The sequence below is a fragment of the Ochrobactrum sp. 19YEA23 genome (assembly GCF_029909865.1).
GTDB lineage: Bacteria > Pseudomonadota > Alphaproteobacteria > Rhizobiales > Rhizobiaceae > Brucella > Brucella gambitense.
Window position 1 is genome coordinate 180,615 of sequence record NZ_JASAMQ010000002.1, and the last position, 16,034, is coordinate 196,648.

The following is a 16,034-nucleotide window of genomic DNA, read 5'->3' on the forward strand; positions in this document are numbered from 1 at the left end:
GTGATTGTTCCTCATTGAGTCTGATATCTGTCCGGCATAACGACTGTATGTACAGCCTTACGGACGAAACAAAATTACGGGCTTCCTTGAATATCAGAGGGTCTTTGCCAAATTTATCGTAGAATAGATTTGGAGGAGATCGTTCATGCCCGATCATGATGCCGCAACTCGAAAAGACGACCTTCGAACAGGCATTCCCTTCTGGATAAAAACACCCAATTCCACCGTTCAAGCAGAAACCCATCTTCCTCGTTGGGCTTTTGACGTAATAGTCGTCGGAGCAGGTATCTCCGGAGCACTGACGGCAGAAGCGTTGACGCGCAGGGGAAAAAGCGTTTTGATTGTTGATCGGCGGCCTCCGGCACGCGGCTCGACATCAGCGTCGACAGCAATGATCCAACATGAGATCGACGTCCCCCTGAGCCGACTAAGCCGGAAAATTGGTGAGGGCGAAGCTAATGCTGCCTGGTTAAGGTCAGCGCAAGCTGTTCGTGATCTGATTGATTTGTCGGGCGTGCTCGAGCTCAATTGCCAAATGCGTGCAAAGTCAGCGCTTTACCTTGCTGGCGATGAGATGGGAGCGAAAGCGCTTGCCAACGAGGCCGCTGCGCGCAACAAAATTGGCATCAGCACCAGTTATCTCAGTCACAAAGTCCTCTTAGAGCGCTTTGGATTGAACCGCCCCGCAGCAATTTTGTCGAACATTTCTGCATCAGCTAATCCCGCGCAACTTACTACAGGGTTGTTGCACACGGTTCTAACCCGCAATGCCCAGATCGTTTCGCCCGTCGAGATTACAGATATGGCAGAGTTGCCTTCAGGCGTAGCCTTGGCAACTCGTCGAGGCGAAGTTCTGGTTGCTGAACATGCAGTATTTTGCACCGGCTACGAATATCTGCCTCAAATGGAGGCGAAATCGCACAGTATCACATCGACCTGGGCGTTGGCTTCAAAGCCCTTGCGAAACGCGCCACCTTGGTTACGAGATATGCTCGTCTGGGAAGCTGCAGATCCCTATCTTTATCTCAGAACCGATGAGTTTGGACGTATTATCGCCGGTGGCGAGGACGAACAGGCACAAAATAGCAATGAGGATTCGAAGAAACTCGCAGATAAAGCGGCAATCATCATTCGTAAGTTGGAAGACCTCATCGGAGTGACGATTGATAAGCCCGATTATGTCTGGTCAGCACCATTCGGTGTCACCAAGGACGGCTTACCGATCATCGATCGTGTTTCCGGATACGAGCGCATTTTTACCGCTCTGGGCTTCGGCGGCAACGGAATTACCTTCGCAATGATTGCAGCCCAAAATATCACAGCCGCCATATCGGGCGAGCCAGTTCCTGATGCAGGGCTTTTCCGATATCGCTGAACCATAAATCAAGCGATGAAACAGACTACGAGCCATTCACATCTGGACCGATGGAAATTGAAGCCGGTTGCGCCTTACGTGTTGATTTGCATTGATTGTCCGCCAAGGATGGCCATGGAAGCACACCCTATTCGGGTAGCGCTTTTGGAAGTGAAATTGATATTTTGAGGGTATTCTTCACCCACAATCGATCAAAGTCTGCGTTCAAGGCCGACACCAGTGCCCTTTCCAGTCTTGTACCGAACCCCTCGCTGGGTTGGTCATCATGATACTCATTACCTGTTTCAAGCCAATAAATGAAAATAGTGTCAGACGACTCTTGAATATCTATGGAAAGCTCGCGTTCAGAACTCGCTAATGCACCGTGCTTGGCAGCATTCGTTGTCAGCTCATGCAAAAGCAGCGAGAGATTTGTCAGCGACTTTCCTGTGACGGCAGGATCATGGCCCGTGATATGAAAATTGTTTTCACCATAAGGCTCTAGAATAGTATGTAACAAGTTCTGCAACGGGACCGACGAGATCGTAACATCGGCATCATCCCATGTCGGCATCGTCAGTTCATGCGCCCTCGCAAGTGCGGCCAATCTCGCCTGAACCACCTCGCGAAACTCATCAACCTGCGTAGCCGATCTTGCGCTCAATGAGACGATTCCGTTTGCCAGAGCGAACAAATTTTTCACGCGATGACGCATTTCACCCATATGGAGCTTTTGTTGGCTTTGAGCCTCCAAGCGCTCGCTGATGTCGCGTGCAATTTTTGATGCACCAATAATAACGCCGTTTGTGTTTCGAATAGGTGAAATCGTCAATGAAATATCGATTAGCGTACCATCTCTTCGCTTCCGAACTGTTTCGAAATGATCGACTCGGTTTCCCTTTCGAATTTCGCTTAAAATAGCTGGTTCTTCGTCAAGCCGATCTTCTGGTATCAAGATCGTGACCGGCTTTCCGATGACTTCCTCGGCATGATAACCGAATAGGCGCTCGGCACCTCTATTCCAGCTTCTAATAATGCCATTCAGATCCTTGCTAACGATGGCGTCGTCTGAACCGTCAACAATTGCAGCGAGCCAATCCCGTGGATCGAGATCGGTTTCGCCGAGTTGTGGTTGCGAAGCAGGTGTTACCGACAACAAAATGCGATGTTTGGCGTAAGCCGAACCAAGTCGATTCGAGCCAATTTGGTCTTTATCTTTTTCCATCGTAGGCCGCCCATTCTAAAATCATCAAAGAATATTAATTGTTCAAAACACGATATCAATTCCTTAGATCCACGTAATGCGTGAAGTGCTTTCCCTAATTCAAATTCTGGATAATCGCCCGCCATTCCGGTTCTTCGCCTCACGGTATGAGGAGCTCTCACCGCTAAATATCGCCATTTCGCGCGACGAGCACCTTGGTATGCTTCCATCGGTCATTAGTGTTACATTAAAGGACCAAATTTTTGACCGCGAGCACGAGCCGTCTTCTGTTTGCAATCGCAAAAAGGCGTCCGAGCTATCCGCTTTCAAAGTCTGGTTTGCTACCATGTGGACGATAAACGCTCTGATTGCCAGTCAGGAAACGTACCAGTCGATGGAGCGCAGACCGCTCGTCTTGAAAGGATTCCAACCATCGGCCGGTGAACCAGGAACTGGCTAGTACCAGCGTAATACTGTGTGCCAAGTTTCCATCTAACGAGATAACCGTTACGGTTTCGAGCAGCCCGTTTCAGTTTGCCCCGGCTCGTATGGTCGATATTACGGGCTCGCGCCGTGCCCGGTGTGAACATTTCCTTTGGATTGCGGCTCGAGAATAGACGCCGCAAAACCGTCCACGTTCATGGCCTCATGTCTTGCGCCAAGAACCAACCAGTTGAACGCGCCCCATGTTTACTACCTAATTGCCACTTTCGGTAAACGCCTATGTGTTGCCGCACTCAGTGCTGCGTGCTCATAAATCCCGGTCATAAGATCAAGTGTTCTGGTCGTTTCCTCGAGCCGATGGTGTAGATTGGGAATCGAGCTGATGGCGTTCGAAAGAAGTGACCTACGCACTTCCGCATATCGGTCGGTCACCTCTATGCCCTTTACCGTCATGGTATAATTGACACCGGAACGACCGCTTCCAGTCTTCTCTACAAGTCCGGCAGCGATCAACTTGCGCAGGCTGTACTGGATGTTAGGAATGTCTTCCCGGTTCGAAAGTCGCGCCAAATCCTTAACGGATTTAGGTCGTTCATTCATGCGGATGATGTGGAGCATTGCATTTTCCGGGCCGCTTGCCGCCAAATCGATTACAGAGCCCAAACATTCAGCTTGCCATCGTCCGAACGCTTCGAAGGCACGCATTAAGGCAAATTCCACCTCGGCGACATTAACTTCCAGAGGCGTGCAAGCAAGATGCCAGCTTTTATCGATCCCAGGTCGTTCGCCATCTTTTTTGTTTTTGCTCATGAACTACGCTCCGATACCTCGCTTGTTATGGTGATTGCATGATCGGTAATTGACAAGCTTGAAGTTTCAAATAGATTTTCTATTATAAATTATAACAAATGTAGGGGAATATGGCCATGACAGAGAACACTATGTTCGCCGGCAAACAGTTTTTGCTTGGCACGTTCGCATCCAATTGTTCTGGTGGCATGTCGGTGACAAAAGTGCCGGAGCGCTGGAAAAATACCTGGGAGAACAATCTCAAGCTTGCCCGCCTTCTGGACGATGCTGGTATTGATTTCATGCTGCCGATTGCACGCTGGATCGGTTACGGCGGCGACACAAACTTCCATGGCGATGTGCTGGAAACGATGACATGGGCAGCGGGCCTGCTTGCCAGCACGAAAAACATCAATATTTTCGCGACCATTCACACGGCCGCCAATCATCCAGCCGTTGTGGCAAAGCAGATCGCTACAATCGATCAGATCAGCGACGGCCGCATTGGCCTCAATATCGTTGCAGGCTGGAACCAGCCAGAATACGAAGCGCTAGGGCTCAATTTGCCGGCCGATCACGAAAGTCGCTACGCTTACGCTGACGAATGGTTCGATATCGTAAAAGTCCTTTGGCAAAAGACTGAAGCTTTCGATTATATCGGCAAATTCTTCGATTTGAAAAACATTCTGGGCGCGCCCCGTCCGTCACGTCAAGTGCCGATACTGAATGCTGCGGGCTCCGGTCAGGGCCGCGATTTTGCCCTGCGGAATGCCGATTTTCTGTTTACTCCTGCCATCGATCTGGATCGCTCCGGGTCCGAAATTGCCGAACTGAAAGCGAAAGGTGCCAACATAGGGCGAGATATCGGTGTATTGACATTCTCTCACGTCGTATGCCGACCGACCGAGAAGGAGGCCACTGAATATCTGCAGCACTTCGGCAAAGACAATGCCGATTGGGTGGCTGTAGACAATCTTGTGAAGCTGCAATTCGCCCACGCCCATTCGTTCCCCCACGATCTCCTGGCACTGATCCGAGACCGGATGGCGGCTGGACATGGCGGCTTCCCACTGGTTGGGACACCTCAACAGGTGGCAGACGGACTGATATCGCTGCAAAAGGCAGGGTTTTCCGGCACGACGCTTTCCTTCGTCGATTACGCGGAAGAATTCCCCTATTTCCGCGACACTGTGCTGCCATTACTGGAACAGGCGGGCATTCGCAAATCCGCCCACTAGTCACCAGATCACACTGCACTAGATGGACTTGAATAGTGAGCGTTTCGACGCCAACTGTTCAAAACTCCCCGTTATGATTGCCATTCGAAATGCCCGGAATGGGGCCGGAAGCAGACAGTCCAGCCCAACCGAAAAATGTAAAGAAGCGCTCGCCGTTGCCTGCCAGAGCTCCCACTTGATTGCCGGTCAAGATCGACGAATTGCCTGCCGCTTAATCGTTTGCGAAAATTCTGAAACGCCACCAAGAACTGATAACAATTCGGCATTAGGTGACCTGAATATTTATATTGGAATTATATCAAAAGCTACTGTTGACTGAGTTCAATCAGGTCACGGAGATGATCGCTCGGGGGAGAGGAGAATCGAACTGTTCTCCGTTCCTTCGGTTTCCGCCAACAAACAGTGGTAGCTTGCGTGCTGCTTTCCTCTAGTGAAAACCGAATAGATGACTAACGTAAATGAAACTCTCGAAACCGACATCGTTATCGTAGGTGCAGGTTCAGCGGGATGCACCCTCGCTGGTCGATTGACCGAGGATGGTCAGACTGCAGTAACTATCTTGGAAGCCGGTGGAAAGGACTGGAATCCTTGGATTCATATCCCTATCGGTTATGGCAAGACGATTGTCCATCCCCGCCTCAATTGGCGCTTTGAGACCGAGGAAAGCGCAGAGATCGGCAATCGGCGGATGTACTGGCCGCGTGGCAAGGTGCTCGGCGGCTCCTCATCGATTAATGGGCTTCTCTATATCAGGGGCCAGGCACAGGATTATGATCACTGGCGACAGCTAGGCAATGCCGGTTGGTCTTACGATGATGTCTTGCCCTATTTCCGAAAGGCGGAGAGCCATGAAAATGGTGGCGACGCCTACCATGGTAGTGACGGCCCTTTGCGCGTTTCCAACCTCAAGGAGCGCAACCCTCTTTGCGACGCTTTCATCAAGAGCGCAGTCGAAGCTGGCATACCGGCTAATGACGATTTTAATGGCGCCACTCAGGAAGGAGTAGGCTACTACCACACAACGACCCGCAATGCGCGTCGTTGTTCGGCATCTGTTGCCTATCTCAAGCCGGCGATGAAACGTCAAAATTTGCGCGTGATTACCAAGGCGGAAACTCAGAAGATCGTAGTCGAGGGCAAACGAGCCGTCGGCGTTATCTTCGAGCGGGACGGCAAGCAGGTTTTTGTTCGTGCCCGGCGCGAGGTCATCATAAGCGCTGGATCGATCAATTCACCAAAATTGCTTCTTCTTTCAGGGATCGGGCCTGCCACGCAGCTGAGACAGCTCGGTATTGACGTTGTACATGATCTTCCGGGAGTGGGCGAAAACCTGCAGGATCATTACGGTGCACTTGTTACCTATAAGAGCCGCCTGCCCGTAACGGTCAACGATATCATGATGAGTCCGGCGAAACAGTTACAGGTCGGACTCCAATATCTGCTCTTCCGCACCGGCCCATTGACGATTTCGGCCGCACAAGTTGGCGCATTTGCGAAATCCGATCAGCGCCTGGAGACGCCCGACATTCAGTTTCTGTTCCAGACTTTCAGCCACGATGAGTATGATGACGGCCTGCACAAGTTCTCGGGCTTTGCCAATGCTGTCTGTCCGGTGCGGCCGGAAAGCAGAGGCACCTTGAAGCTTCGCTCGGCCAAACCCAAAGACACGCCGTTGATGCAACCCAACTATCTTTCGTCGGAAAACGACCGCAAGGTATTGGTGGAAGCCATTAAGCTGTCGCGTAAAGTGGCTGAGAAAGCCGCAATTGCCGCGGTTATTGAAGCCGAATATGCACCCGGCAAGGCAGTCCAGTCGGATGACGAAATACTGGCTTATGCGCGCCAGACCGGCCTATCGATCGCACACCAGGTTGGAACATGCAAGATGGGACAGGATTCGATGGCTGTCGTGGACACCTCACTGAAAGTGCATGGAATCGAAGGTTTGCGGGTAGTGGATGCTTCCATCATGCCGACGCTGATTTCTGGCAACACCAACGCGCCAACTATCATGATTGCGGAGAAGGCCGCCGACATGATCCGCATGTCTGGAACCTGAACTGATCACATATCTTATATCCATCCGGTACCGAGCGCGAAAATAAAATTCAATTAAAGCGGGAACACGCTCAGGTCGGACTATTGGGAGAATATCCGTGCTCAACGGAAAAATCTTTGATTACATTATTGTCGGCGCTGGCTCGGCAGGGTGCGTTTTGGCTGCGCGGCTAAGCGAAGATGGCAAATCAAGCGTGCTTCTGCTGGAAGCTGGCGGAAAAGATTCAAGCTTCTGGATTCACATTCCAGTTGGCTACGGCAAGACCATTGTCGATCCCAAGGTCAACTGGAAGTTCGAGACAGAACCAAATCCCGCGCTCGGCGGACGAAAAGTGTACTGGCCGCGCGGTCGTGTTCTCGGTGGTTCATCCTCCATCAACGGTCTGATCTACATTCGTGGGCAGGCAGAGGATTATGATCACTGGCGGCAACTCGGGAATCCTGGATGGTCCTATGAAGACGTGCTGCCCTATTTTCGCAAAGCAGAAGATCAGGAGAATGGTTCCGACCAATTTCACGGCACGGGCGGCCCCCTAACCGTCACCAATCTCACCGAGCGCAATCCGCTTTGCGACGCTTTCATTGGATCGGCCAGTGCACAAGGCATACCGCGAAATGACGATTTTAACGGCGCACGACAAGAAGGCGCCGGCTATTTTCAGGCAACCGTAAAGAACGGTCGCCGCGCCTCCGCCGCAACCTCCTATCTCAAGCCGGCAATGGGTCGCGTCAATTTTCATGTTGCAACCGAAGCGCAAGCCGAACATGTCCTGTTCGACGGTCGCCGGGCATGTGGTATCCGCTTGCGTCATCAAGGCACGACTGTCGAGGTCAAGGCGGCCCGCGAGGTGATCCTTGCTGCGGGCTCAATCAAGTCGCCTCAAATATTGATGGTTTCGGGCGTCGGCGATGCCGAAGCACTCGCGCAGCACGGCATTCAATCGGTTCACCACCTCCCCGGCGTCGGTAAAAACCTTCAGGATCACTATGGCGGGCAGATCACTTGGAAGTGCAATCGCCCGATCACCATGAACGACATCATGATGAGCCGGTTCAAGCAGGCGCAGGCCGGACTCAAGTGGCTTTTGACACGCAAGGGACCGCTTTCGGTTCCAGCCGGGCAAGCAGGATTGTTTACGAAAGTGCTGCCGGAATCGGTGTCGCCCGACTTGCAGTTTCTGTTTCAGACTTTCTCCGGTGGATACTATGAAGACGGTCTGTTCAAGTTCTCCGGCTTTGCAAATTTCCTTTGTCCGGTACGACCGGCCAGCCGTGGCGAGATCACGCTCCGCTCCGCCGATCCCCATGATCAGCCAAAACTCGCCCCCAACTACTTTTCCGACGAACGTGATCGGCGCATTGCGATCGAAGGGTTGAAGCTCGCGCGACGCATGGCCGCCAGCAAACCGCTTGCTGATTTTGTCATCCAGGAGCATTTACCGGGATCGGAGACGGCAACCGACCACGAGATTGAGGATTATCTCGCTAAAAACGGCGGCTGCGTCTCACACCAGGTCGGTACCTGCAAAATGGGCACGGATTCGATGGCTGTGGTGGATCCTGAACTGAGAGTCCATGGTATCGAACGTCTTCGCGTGGTCGACGCCTCGATCATGCCAACGCTGATATCGGGCAACACGAACGCTCCCACGATCATGATTGGCGAAAAGGCAGCAGATCTCATCAGGAGGCAATCGGCATGAGGGATTTGACTGCACCAACAGCCGAACGGAGGACAAGAGTATGGATGGCAATGTGATCGTCCGGCTCGAGGGAATATCCAAGACCTTCCCGGGAGTTCGCGCACTCAGCAAAGTCGATCTGGCAGTTCGAGCTGGCGAAGTTCATGCCCTGACTGGCGAGAATGGCTCCGGTAAGTCCACACTTTCCAAAGTGATCGCTGGCCTTATTCAGCCTGATGAAGGCAAGATCATCGTTGCAGGTGAGGAATGCCGGATCGAGAGCCCCGTTCAGGCTTTGCGCAAGGGCATTGTAATGATCAGCCAGGAGCTGACCCTCGCACAAACCCTCACCGTTGCCGAAAATATCTTTCTCGGTCGACTGCCAAGAACCCGTTTTGGCCTGATTGACTGGCCGCAATTGGAAACAGACGCGCTTGCTGCCCTCGCTCGCCTCGGCGTGCATATCTCGCCGCGTGCTATCGTTTCCGAACTCAGCGTCGAACTCCGTCAAGAGATTGAGATCGCCCGCGCCCTCTCCTCCAATGCCCGACTGTTTATTCTTGACGAGGCAACCAGCTCGCTATCGGAAGCCGCCACGGAACGCTTGCTCAATCTTGTCCGGCAAGAGCGGGATGCCGGCATGGCTATTCTGATGATAACCCACCGCATGCCCGAAATATATGCAGTGTCTTCTGTCGCAACCGTTTTGCGCGACGGCACGCTCGTGGCAACAGTTCCACTTCCCGATACGCGGGAATCCGACCTTGTCCGATTGATGGTTGGCAGAGAGATCAAGGATTTCTATGGCAAACGCTTGATAGATACTGGTGAAACTATTCTCCAAATCGACGACTTGCATACGCCCAAAGGGGTTCTGAAGCCAACATCGCTTGCAGTCAACCGTGGCGAGATTATGGGCATCGCAGGCCTTGTTGGATCGGGAAAATCCGAATTCGGCATGGCTCTTGGCGGCGCTATCGCCAGCGCTGGCACCGTCCGGGTCGCGGGACGCAAGGTTCGGTTGGGTGATCCACGCAAGGCGATCGCCGCCGGTATTGGTTATGTCCCGGATGACCGTAAAGCATCTGCGCTCCTGCTTGTACGCAGCGTGCTCGAAAATTTCTCCCTTGCCTGGATGGATAGGCTCTGTCCGTTCGGTTTGCTGAGTAGCCGCAGGGAGCGCAAAGACGTCGGCAATGCTATCAGGAAATACCGTGTGGCCACTTCGTCGCCTGCCACCGCGATATCTACCCTTTCCGGCGGCAATCAGCAGAAAGTGATACTCGGCCGCACCTTCGTTCGCAAACCAGATGTGCTTGTGCTGAGCGAGCCGACGCGAGGCATAGATGTCGGCGCAAAGAGCGAGATTTATCGAATGCTGCAAGACGCAGCCGAAGCCGGTGCAGCGGTGATCGTGATCTCCTCTGAACTACCAGAACTCCTCGGAATATGCGACCGGATCGCGGTCTTTTTCGAAGGCGAGCTGCAACAGGAATTCGGTCGTGACGAAGCCACCGAACAGGCCATCGCCCATGTCGCAGTCGCGGGTATCGCCAGACATGAATATCCGACCCAACTTTCCGGAGCACACCAATGACACTCACCCAATTGGAAAAGCAGTCTGCGACCGGACGCTATACGCCCGCGCCATCCTTGATCGTCCGTATTTTCCAAAACAGATATGCTGGCGCATTGGTCGCCCTTGTCATTGTAAGTATTTTCATGACGCTCACGCAGCCAGTGTTCCTCACCTGGCCCAACCTGATGAACATCGTTAAATCCAACAGCGTCATCTTCGTGCTGGCGCTGGGTGCCACTTATGTCGTTATATCGGGCAGCGTTGACTTATCCGTTGCGAGTGCTGCAGCCGCGACCGCGATGATCTTCGGCCTGCTATTACTCGCAGGCACTTCAGCTCCCATTGCGATCTTGATGGCATTGGCTTTTGGCGCCCTGCTCGGCGCGATCAACGGCATGCTTGTTGCCTATTTCAAGATATCCTTCTTTGTTGTCACGCTCGGCACACTCTCAATGTTCCAGAGTTTCGCGCTGATCATCAACGAAGGCACGAGCGTGAGCGTATTTTCCAGCGCCGGATTTAAGCCGCTCAACACCTTCGTCAATGGCAGTATCGGCCCATTCCCGATCATCCTTATTTTTGATTTTGCTCTGCTACTGATCGCTGGCGGCATTCTGAAGTTCACAGCCTTCGGTCGCGCGCTTTATGCAATCGGAGCAAATGCCGAAGCGGCGCGCTTGAACGGCATTGACGTCAAGCGCGTTGTGCTAATCGTCTTCATCATTGCAGGTTTGATGGCTGGCTTGGGAAGTATTGTTCAGGTTGGACGGCTGACATCGGCAGCGGCAGAGGTTGACCCCACGCTGCTGATGACCGTCCTTGCCGCCGTCCTGATCGGAGGAACGGCCTTCACCGGTGGAGACGGCGGCGTGTTCGGCACAATGGTGGGCGTCCTCTTCCTCGGCGTGGTACAGAATGGCCTGACACTGAGTGGCGTCTCATCCTTCTGGCAGGGCATGGTAAGCGGTGCCATTCTCATACTAGCCGTTTGGCTTGGTGGTTTGCGGGAGATACTCCGTCGCCGACGTCAATCGACGATCGAGTGAGCGCGTAGCAGCGGCCTGCGGTTCTACACATCAAGCGGTGTATTCTACAGAATGTTCGGTCCGGTCAGGTGCGGTTAGCCAGTTTCCGCGACCTGACCGAACACAAACCGTTATTTATTCGGCTATTGGAAAACTGGTAAGCGAATAACCGCGCTCGGGACCGTTCTTCCAACTGTCTATGTTCTCATAAGTGAACAGCTTTGCCGCCACGATGATTTCCTTTTGCGGCACACTTGCATCAGCCATAGCGCGTTCCATGGCAGTGGCGACAGCAAAACCGGTCGCGTAGGAGTCCGGGTCCCAAGTTCCTGTCAGTCGACCTTCCTTGATTGCAGTGATAGCATCCGGGTCGCCATTGATACCGAAAACCATGATACCGTCTTCATTCTTGCCATCATATATCGACTTGCCACTTGCCAGTGCAGAGGCGGAAATACCGAGCGCACTTGCATCGTTGTAGGCCCAGAAAACCTCGGTGTCCGGGAACCGTAACAACTCGTCGGAAGCCAGGCTCGCAGCATTTGCTGTTGAATCCTTGGTGTTGTCCACTCGGTCGATGACATCAAGGCCAGCTGCTTTGGCGGCGGCGGTGAAGCATTTGACGTTGTTGACGATGGCTTCAACCGGCGGCCCTCCGAACACCACCACTTTGGCGCCGGGTTTGCGCTTAGCGATCCAGGCGGCCTGCTGGTCATAAGCGCCGCCGGCATCGCAGACATTGGTCTGCCACCACACCGTGTTGGCGACGCCTTCACCAACGGAGTTCAGGCCAATCACCGGCACCCCCTGCGATTTGGCGCGGTCATAGGCTCCCGCAACAGCATTCGCGTCAAGCGACCACGAACCAATTGCTCTGGCGCCCATTGTGAGAAGTGTATCCACATGCGAGACTTGGCGGTCGGCGGAAAGACCTGCATCGAGTACTCGATAGGTCCAACCTTTTTCCTTTGCAGCTTCCTCAATTGCAGCATTGATCATCTGCTGGCCCGGTTGTGCTGTGATCGGCGAGATATAGCCCACCAGATTCTGTGCCTCCGCACCGCTGGCAACGGATGCCAGCATAATCGTGGTGACGGCGGTCCTTAGTTTTTTCATGGTCCTAAACTCCCCTTTTTTATGTTTGGTCGAAGCATCGCTTTGTGCAAAGCCCGCACCTACCTGATCACATGCAAAACTGAAATCCCCCTGGGCATCCAATAGAATAGGTAGAGCCTATTGATAACGAACGGCTATGAAGAGATTGCTTTGAAATATGCGTCGGGAATTGAACGCAGTGGTCTTGATCAAGACCAAGGAGCGTGGATAATGAGCGAGTGCGAACCTGTAACGTACGAAGATACGGGGTAAGCATATCGCTGGGCATCGCCCGACAAATGGGACATCCGGACCACCGAGGCCGACATGCTGGATCAGCTGGCTTACGCTGCCGATAACAGGCAAGCGACCATCCGAGCTCTTTTCCTCGAGCCGATCGTCAATGAACTCGCGCGCCTGCGTGCACCGCTCGACGATATCCTTTCGCGCCATGGGTTTTCAAAAGCCGACTTGCGCTCGCCATATAGCCGCGTTTCGTTGCGTCTTTATATAGAACTAATGGAAGATGCAGCAATCCATACCGGCAATCCCTATTTCGGGCTCGAACTCGGCTCAAGCTTTCGGCTGCAACAACTGGGGCCTTTTTATGCGCTCATGAGCAACGCACAAAGCGTGCGGTCGGCACTTGATATCTTTGCACGCTTTCAGACAGCCTGGCAAACCAGGACAAGCCTATTGATTACGCGAGAAGCCGACACGACGAGCTACGCTTATGCCATCGAGGACCCATCGATCTGGCCCCGACATCAGGATGCGGAATTTACGCTCGGCGCGATTGCTGCACTCATTCGCCAACTCGGGCTGCCTCGTTGGGTCCCGCAACAGATTGAATTCGAACACTCGATGGACACACGGGGTACGCGACTGCGCGATTTCTTTAGGTCGCCTGTTGGCGGCAAGGCGCGCTCCAATCGCATGATCATCGCCAACGAGGATCTCGACCGCCCGCTGCGATTAGGTGGAATGGCTGAGACCCAAGCAATGGCAGTCGTAGAACGCCACCTTCACGACCTGATGTTTGTAACGCCGGAAGCCGGTCAGACGATCAGCGACGTGGTGACGAACTGCGTCGTCAAACGGCTGGGCCGAGCTTGTGTCGATCTCGATATTATCGCCAAGGAATTAAGTCTTTCGACCCGAAGCTTGCGACGGAAACTGGACGAGGAAGGCACCTCGTTCAGAGAAATCCTGCAGTCCCAGCGATTGCTGAAGGCGGAAAGTCTCTTGGCCAATAGCCGATTGCAGTTATCTGAACTTGCGGCCTATCTGGGCTACTCCGACGTTGCAGTGTTTTCCCGCGCTTTCAAGATATGGACCGGTCTCTCGCCACGCGACTACATTACAAAAGGACCGCTTATGACAGCTCGAAAAATTTCAGCATTCTGAAATTCATCTTGGACCTGCCTGCAGCTCAACCTGTCGTGGCCTAAATTGCAAAATATTTGGCCACTTCCATCATCCCCGATGTTGTTTGAACGTGAGACATTTGCTGATCGAAGACCAGCAGAGTGCCATCATGCTTCAAGAACACGATCCCACACCTTCCGCCGCCAAAGCAACTCACCCGCTTGACCCGCTGTCGATCACCGAGATCGATGCCGCATGCAAGATTCTGCACGCGGCACGCGATCTTGGCCAGTTGCCACGCTTTCCCTTCGTAGAGCTGCGTGAACCGCCAAAGTCTGAAGTCGAAACTTTCACCGGCAGCGATGACTTTTCGCGTGTTGCCTTTATCCTGGTGCTCGACATCGCCACAGGCCACGCGGGTGAGGCGTTGGTGGACCTACGTACCGAAGAGTTAGTGTCCTGGAAAGATCTCGAAACCGATCATGAGCACGGCCAACCGCCGATTATCGTCGAGGATTTCTTCCGGGCCGCCGATATTGTTAAAGCGGCACCGGAATGGCGTTCGGCCATGAAGCGCCGCGGGCTCACCGACAGCGAAATCGAACTTATCCAAATAGACCCGATCTCACCCGGTTATTTTGATTTCGAGCCCTATAAAGGCCGCCGCATATTGCGCGCTGTCTCCTACTATCGCGCTTACGAGCAGGATAATGCTTATGCACATCCGATTGAAGGCATCGTTGCGGTGGTTGACCTCATAGAAGGCAAGGTTATCACCGTGGAGGATGACGAACGGCTCGTACCGATCCCCAAGCAACAGTACAACTACGATAGCGCCTCCCTCGCTCCTGCACGTACCGATCTCAAACCGCTCGAAATCATTCAGCCGGACGGCCCAAGCTTCACTGTCGATGGATGGAAAGTGACGTGGCAGGATTGGGAGTTTCGCGTCGGGTTCACCCCTCGGGAGGGGCTGGTGTTGTATCAGCTTGCCTTCCGGGATGGCGATGCCACCCGACCGCTTATTTATCGCGCGAGCATCACCGAAATGGCCGTGCCCTACGCCGACCCTTCGCCACAGCATTTTGCAAAATGCGCCTTCGATGCTGGCGAATTCGGCCTTGGCAAGCTTGCCAACCAGCTGGAACTCGGCTGCGATTGTCTCGGCCACATTCACTATTTCGACGTGCCCGCATCTGACGATTTCGGCCAGTCCTTTGTGATGAAAAATGCAATATGCATGCACGAGGAAGATTTCGGAATTCTGTGGAAGCACAATGAGTTCCGCTCCAACATCAGCGAGACGCGCCGGTCTCGCCGCCTTGTCATTAGCTTCTTCGCCACCGTCGGCAACTACGACTACGGCTTCTACTGGTATCTCTACCAAGATGGAACGATTCAGCTCGAAGCCAAGCTGACTGGTATCGTCCAAACCGCAGCACTGTCAGACGGGGAACCTTACCAGTGGGGCGGTATGATTGTCCCTTCGCTTGGTGGTCCCTCGCACCAGCACTTCTTCAACGCCCGCTTGCATATGACCGTCGACGGTAACGGCAACAGCGTTACAGAACACGATTATATCCGTGTGCCTATGGGGCCGGAAAATCCTCATGGCAACGTTTTCAAGGTCAGCTCGACGGTGCTGGAGAATGAAGCCGACGCCGCGCGTGAAACCGATGGATCTACCGGCCGGTACTGGAAGGTCATCAATCCCAACAAGTCCAACGACGTCGGTAACGCGCCGGGCTACAAGCTGGTTGTGATGCCATCGCCGACACTGCTCGCCGACCCCGGGAGCTCTGTTTACAAGCGTGCAGGTTTCGCCTCCAAGCATGTCTGGGTGACGCCATATGCACCGGAGGAACGCTTCGCCAGCGGTGACTACCCAAACCAGCACGGCGGCGAATGCGGGCTTCCGGTCTATGTCAGACAGAAACGCAGTATCGTCAATGAGGATATCGTGCTCTGGCACAGCTTCGGCCATACGCATGTCTGCAAGCCCGAGGATTTCCCGATCATGCCAGTGGAATATGCGGGCTTTACCTTAAAACCCAACAATTTTTTCAAAACCAGTCCGGCGATGAAAATCCCAGCATCGCAGCCGGGTGGTCACGGCTCAAAAACCCACACCTCTTGCTGTAGCGGTAAAAATTAGACAAAGCGGCTTCAATACGACGCAGGTAACCTGAATTAACAAT

12 protein-coding genes are annotated in these 16,034 nt (G+C 53.4%); 9 read left to right on the forward strand and 3 right to left on the reverse strand.

Annotated features, from left to right (window positions below; genetic code table 11):
• The first annotated feature begins 145 nt into the window (after positions 1 to 145).
• A complete protein-coding gene (locus QBD01_RS07480; RefSeq protein ID WP_280992278.1) occupies positions 146 to 1,375 on the forward strand; it encodes an FAD-dependent oxidoreductase in 1,230 nt (409 codons plus the stop codon).
• A gap of 127 nt (positions 1,376 to 1,502) precedes the next feature.
• On the opposite strand, the gene QBD01_RS07485 is transcribed toward QBD01_RS07480, so the two are convergent.
• The gene (locus QBD01_RS07485; RefSeq protein WP_280992279.1) at positions 1,503 to 2,579 is read right to left on the reverse strand and encodes a PAS domain S-box protein; all 1,077 of its coding nucleotides are present in this window, start codon (positions 2,577 to 2,579) and stop codon (positions 1,503 to 1,505) included.
• A gap of 76 nt (positions 2,580 to 2,655) precedes the next feature.
• On the opposite strand from QBD01_RS07485, the gene QBD01_RS07490 reads away from it, so the two are divergent.
• Positions 2,656 to 3,018, forward strand: coding sequence for a hypothetical protein (locus QBD01_RS07490; RefSeq protein WP_280992280.1), 363 nt, complete (start codon positions 2,656 to 2,658; stop codon positions 3,016 to 3,018).
• Between the two features lie 233 nt (positions 3,019 to 3,251).
• Here QBD01_RS07490 and QBD01_RS07495 read toward each other — a convergent pair whose 3' ends face one another.
• Complete coding sequence (locus QBD01_RS07495; protein ID WP_280992281.1) at positions 3,252 to 3,812, reverse strand: winged helix DNA-binding protein; 561 nt, start codon at positions 3,810 to 3,812, stop codon at positions 3,252 to 3,254.
• 116 nt (positions 3,813 to 3,928) lie between these two features.
• Between QBD01_RS07495 and QBD01_RS07500 the strand changes: the two genes are divergently transcribed.
• The 5 genes from QBD01_RS07500 to QBD01_RS07520 all read left to right on the forward strand — a co-directional run bounded on the left by QBD01_RS07500 (position 3,929) and on the right by QBD01_RS07520 (position 11,394).
• Positions 3,929 to 5,029 carry an LLM class flavin-dependent oxidoreductase gene (locus QBD01_RS07500; RefSeq protein ID WP_280992282.1) on the forward strand — a complete coding sequence of 367 codons (1,101 nt, stop codon included), beginning with the start codon at positions 3,929 to 3,931 and terminating at the stop codon, positions 5,027 to 5,029.
• Positions 5,030 to 5,474: 445 nt separating this feature from the next.
• Positions 5,475 to 7,088 (forward strand): choline dehydrogenase, encoded by a 1,614-nt coding sequence (locus QBD01_RS07505; RefSeq protein ID WP_280992283.1) that lies wholly within the window; start codon positions 5,475 to 5,477, stop codon positions 7,086 to 7,088.
• A 97-nt stretch (positions 7,089 to 7,185) separates the two neighbouring features.
• Positions 7,186 to 8,790: a choline dehydrogenase gene (locus QBD01_RS07510; protein WP_280992284.1), complete on the forward strand. Its 1,605-nt coding sequence runs from the start codon at positions 7,186 to 7,188 to the stop codon at positions 8,788 to 8,790.
• Between the two features lie 40 nt (positions 8,791 to 8,830).
• Entirely contained in the window at positions 8,831 to 10,366 is a 1,536-nt protein-coding gene (locus QBD01_RS07515) for a sugar ABC transporter ATP-binding protein (RefSeq protein WP_280992285.1), read from the forward strand.
• Positions 10,363 to 11,394 carry an ABC transporter permease gene (locus tag QBD01_RS07520; RefSeq protein ID WP_280992286.1) on the forward strand — a complete coding sequence of 344 codons (1,032 nt, stop codon included), beginning with the start codon at positions 10,363 to 10,365 and terminating at the stop codon, positions 11,392 to 11,394. Before QBD01_RS07515 ends, QBD01_RS07520 begins: the two co-directional genes overlap by 4 nt.
• A gap of 114 nt (positions 11,395 to 11,508) precedes the next feature.
• Here QBD01_RS07520 and QBD01_RS07525 read toward each other — a convergent pair whose 3' ends face one another.
• Positions 11,509 to 12,489, reverse strand: a complete 981-nt coding sequence (locus QBD01_RS07525; RefSeq protein ID WP_280992287.1) for a sugar ABC transporter substrate-binding protein — start codon at positions 12,487 to 12,489, stop codon at positions 11,509 to 11,511.
• Between the two features lie 306 nt (positions 12,490 to 12,795).
• On the opposite strand from QBD01_RS07525, the gene QBD01_RS07530 reads away from it, so the two are divergent.
• Together QBD01_RS07530 and QBD01_RS07535 are read left to right on the forward strand one after the other, a co-directional pair.
• Positions 12,796 to 13,875 (forward strand): AraC family transcriptional regulator ligand-binding domain-containing protein, encoded by a 1,080-nt coding sequence (locus tag QBD01_RS07530; protein ID WP_280992288.1) that lies wholly within the window; start codon positions 12,796 to 12,798, stop codon positions 13,873 to 13,875.
• A 130-nt stretch (positions 13,876 to 14,005) separates the two neighbouring features.
• The gene (locus tag QBD01_RS07535; protein ID WP_280992507.1) at positions 14,006 to 15,991 is read left to right on the forward strand and encodes a primary-amine oxidase; all 1,986 of its coding nucleotides are present in this window, start codon (positions 14,006 to 14,008) and stop codon (positions 15,989 to 15,991) included.
• Positions 15,992 to 16,034 lie beyond the last annotated feature (43 nt).

What these genes read in the sequence shown, in the direction of transcription:
- QBD01_RS07480 (WP_280992278.1), top strand. Translation starts at nt 146, where the DNA reads ATGCCCGATCATGATGCCGCAACTCGAAAAGACGACCTTCGAACAGGC.
- QBD01_RS07485 (WP_280992279.1), bottom strand. Translation starts at nt 2,579, where the DNA reads ATGGAAAAAGATAAAGACCAAATTGGCTCGAATCGACTTGGTTCGGCT.
- QBD01_RS07490 (WP_280992280.1), top strand. Translation starts at nt 2,656, where the DNA reads ATGCGTGAAGTGCTTTCCCTAATTCAAATTCTGGATAATCGCCCGCCA.
- QBD01_RS07495 (WP_280992281.1), bottom strand. Translation starts at nt 3,812, where the DNA reads ATGAGCAAAAACAAAAAAGATGGCGAACGACCTGGGATCGATAAAAGC.
- QBD01_RS07500 (WP_280992282.1), top strand. Translation starts at nt 3,929, where the DNA reads ATGACAGAGAACACTATGTTCGCCGGCAAACAGTTTTTGCTTGGCACG.
- QBD01_RS07505 (WP_280992283.1), top strand. Translation starts at nt 5,475, where the DNA reads ATGACTAACGTAAATGAAACTCTCGAAACCGACATCGTTATCGTAGGT.
- QBD01_RS07515 (WP_280992285.1), top strand. Translation starts at nt 8,831, where the DNA reads ATGGATGGCAATGTGATCGTCCGGCTCGAGGGAATATCCAAGACCTTC.
- QBD01_RS07520 (WP_280992286.1), top strand. Translation starts at nt 10,363, where the DNA reads ATGACACTCACCCAATTGGAAAAGCAGTCTGCGACCGGACGCTATACG.
- QBD01_RS07525 (WP_280992287.1), bottom strand. Translation starts at nt 12,489, where the DNA reads ATGAAAAAACTAAGGACCGCCGTCACCACGATTATGCTGGCATCCGTT.
- QBD01_RS07530 (WP_280992288.1), top strand. Translation starts at nt 12,796, where the DNA reads ATGCTGGATCAGCTGGCTTACGCTGCCGATAACAGGCAAGCGACCATC.
- QBD01_RS07535 (WP_280992507.1), top strand. Translation starts at nt 14,006, where the DNA reads ATGCTTCAAGAACACGATCCCACACCTTCCGCCGCCAAAGCAACTCAC.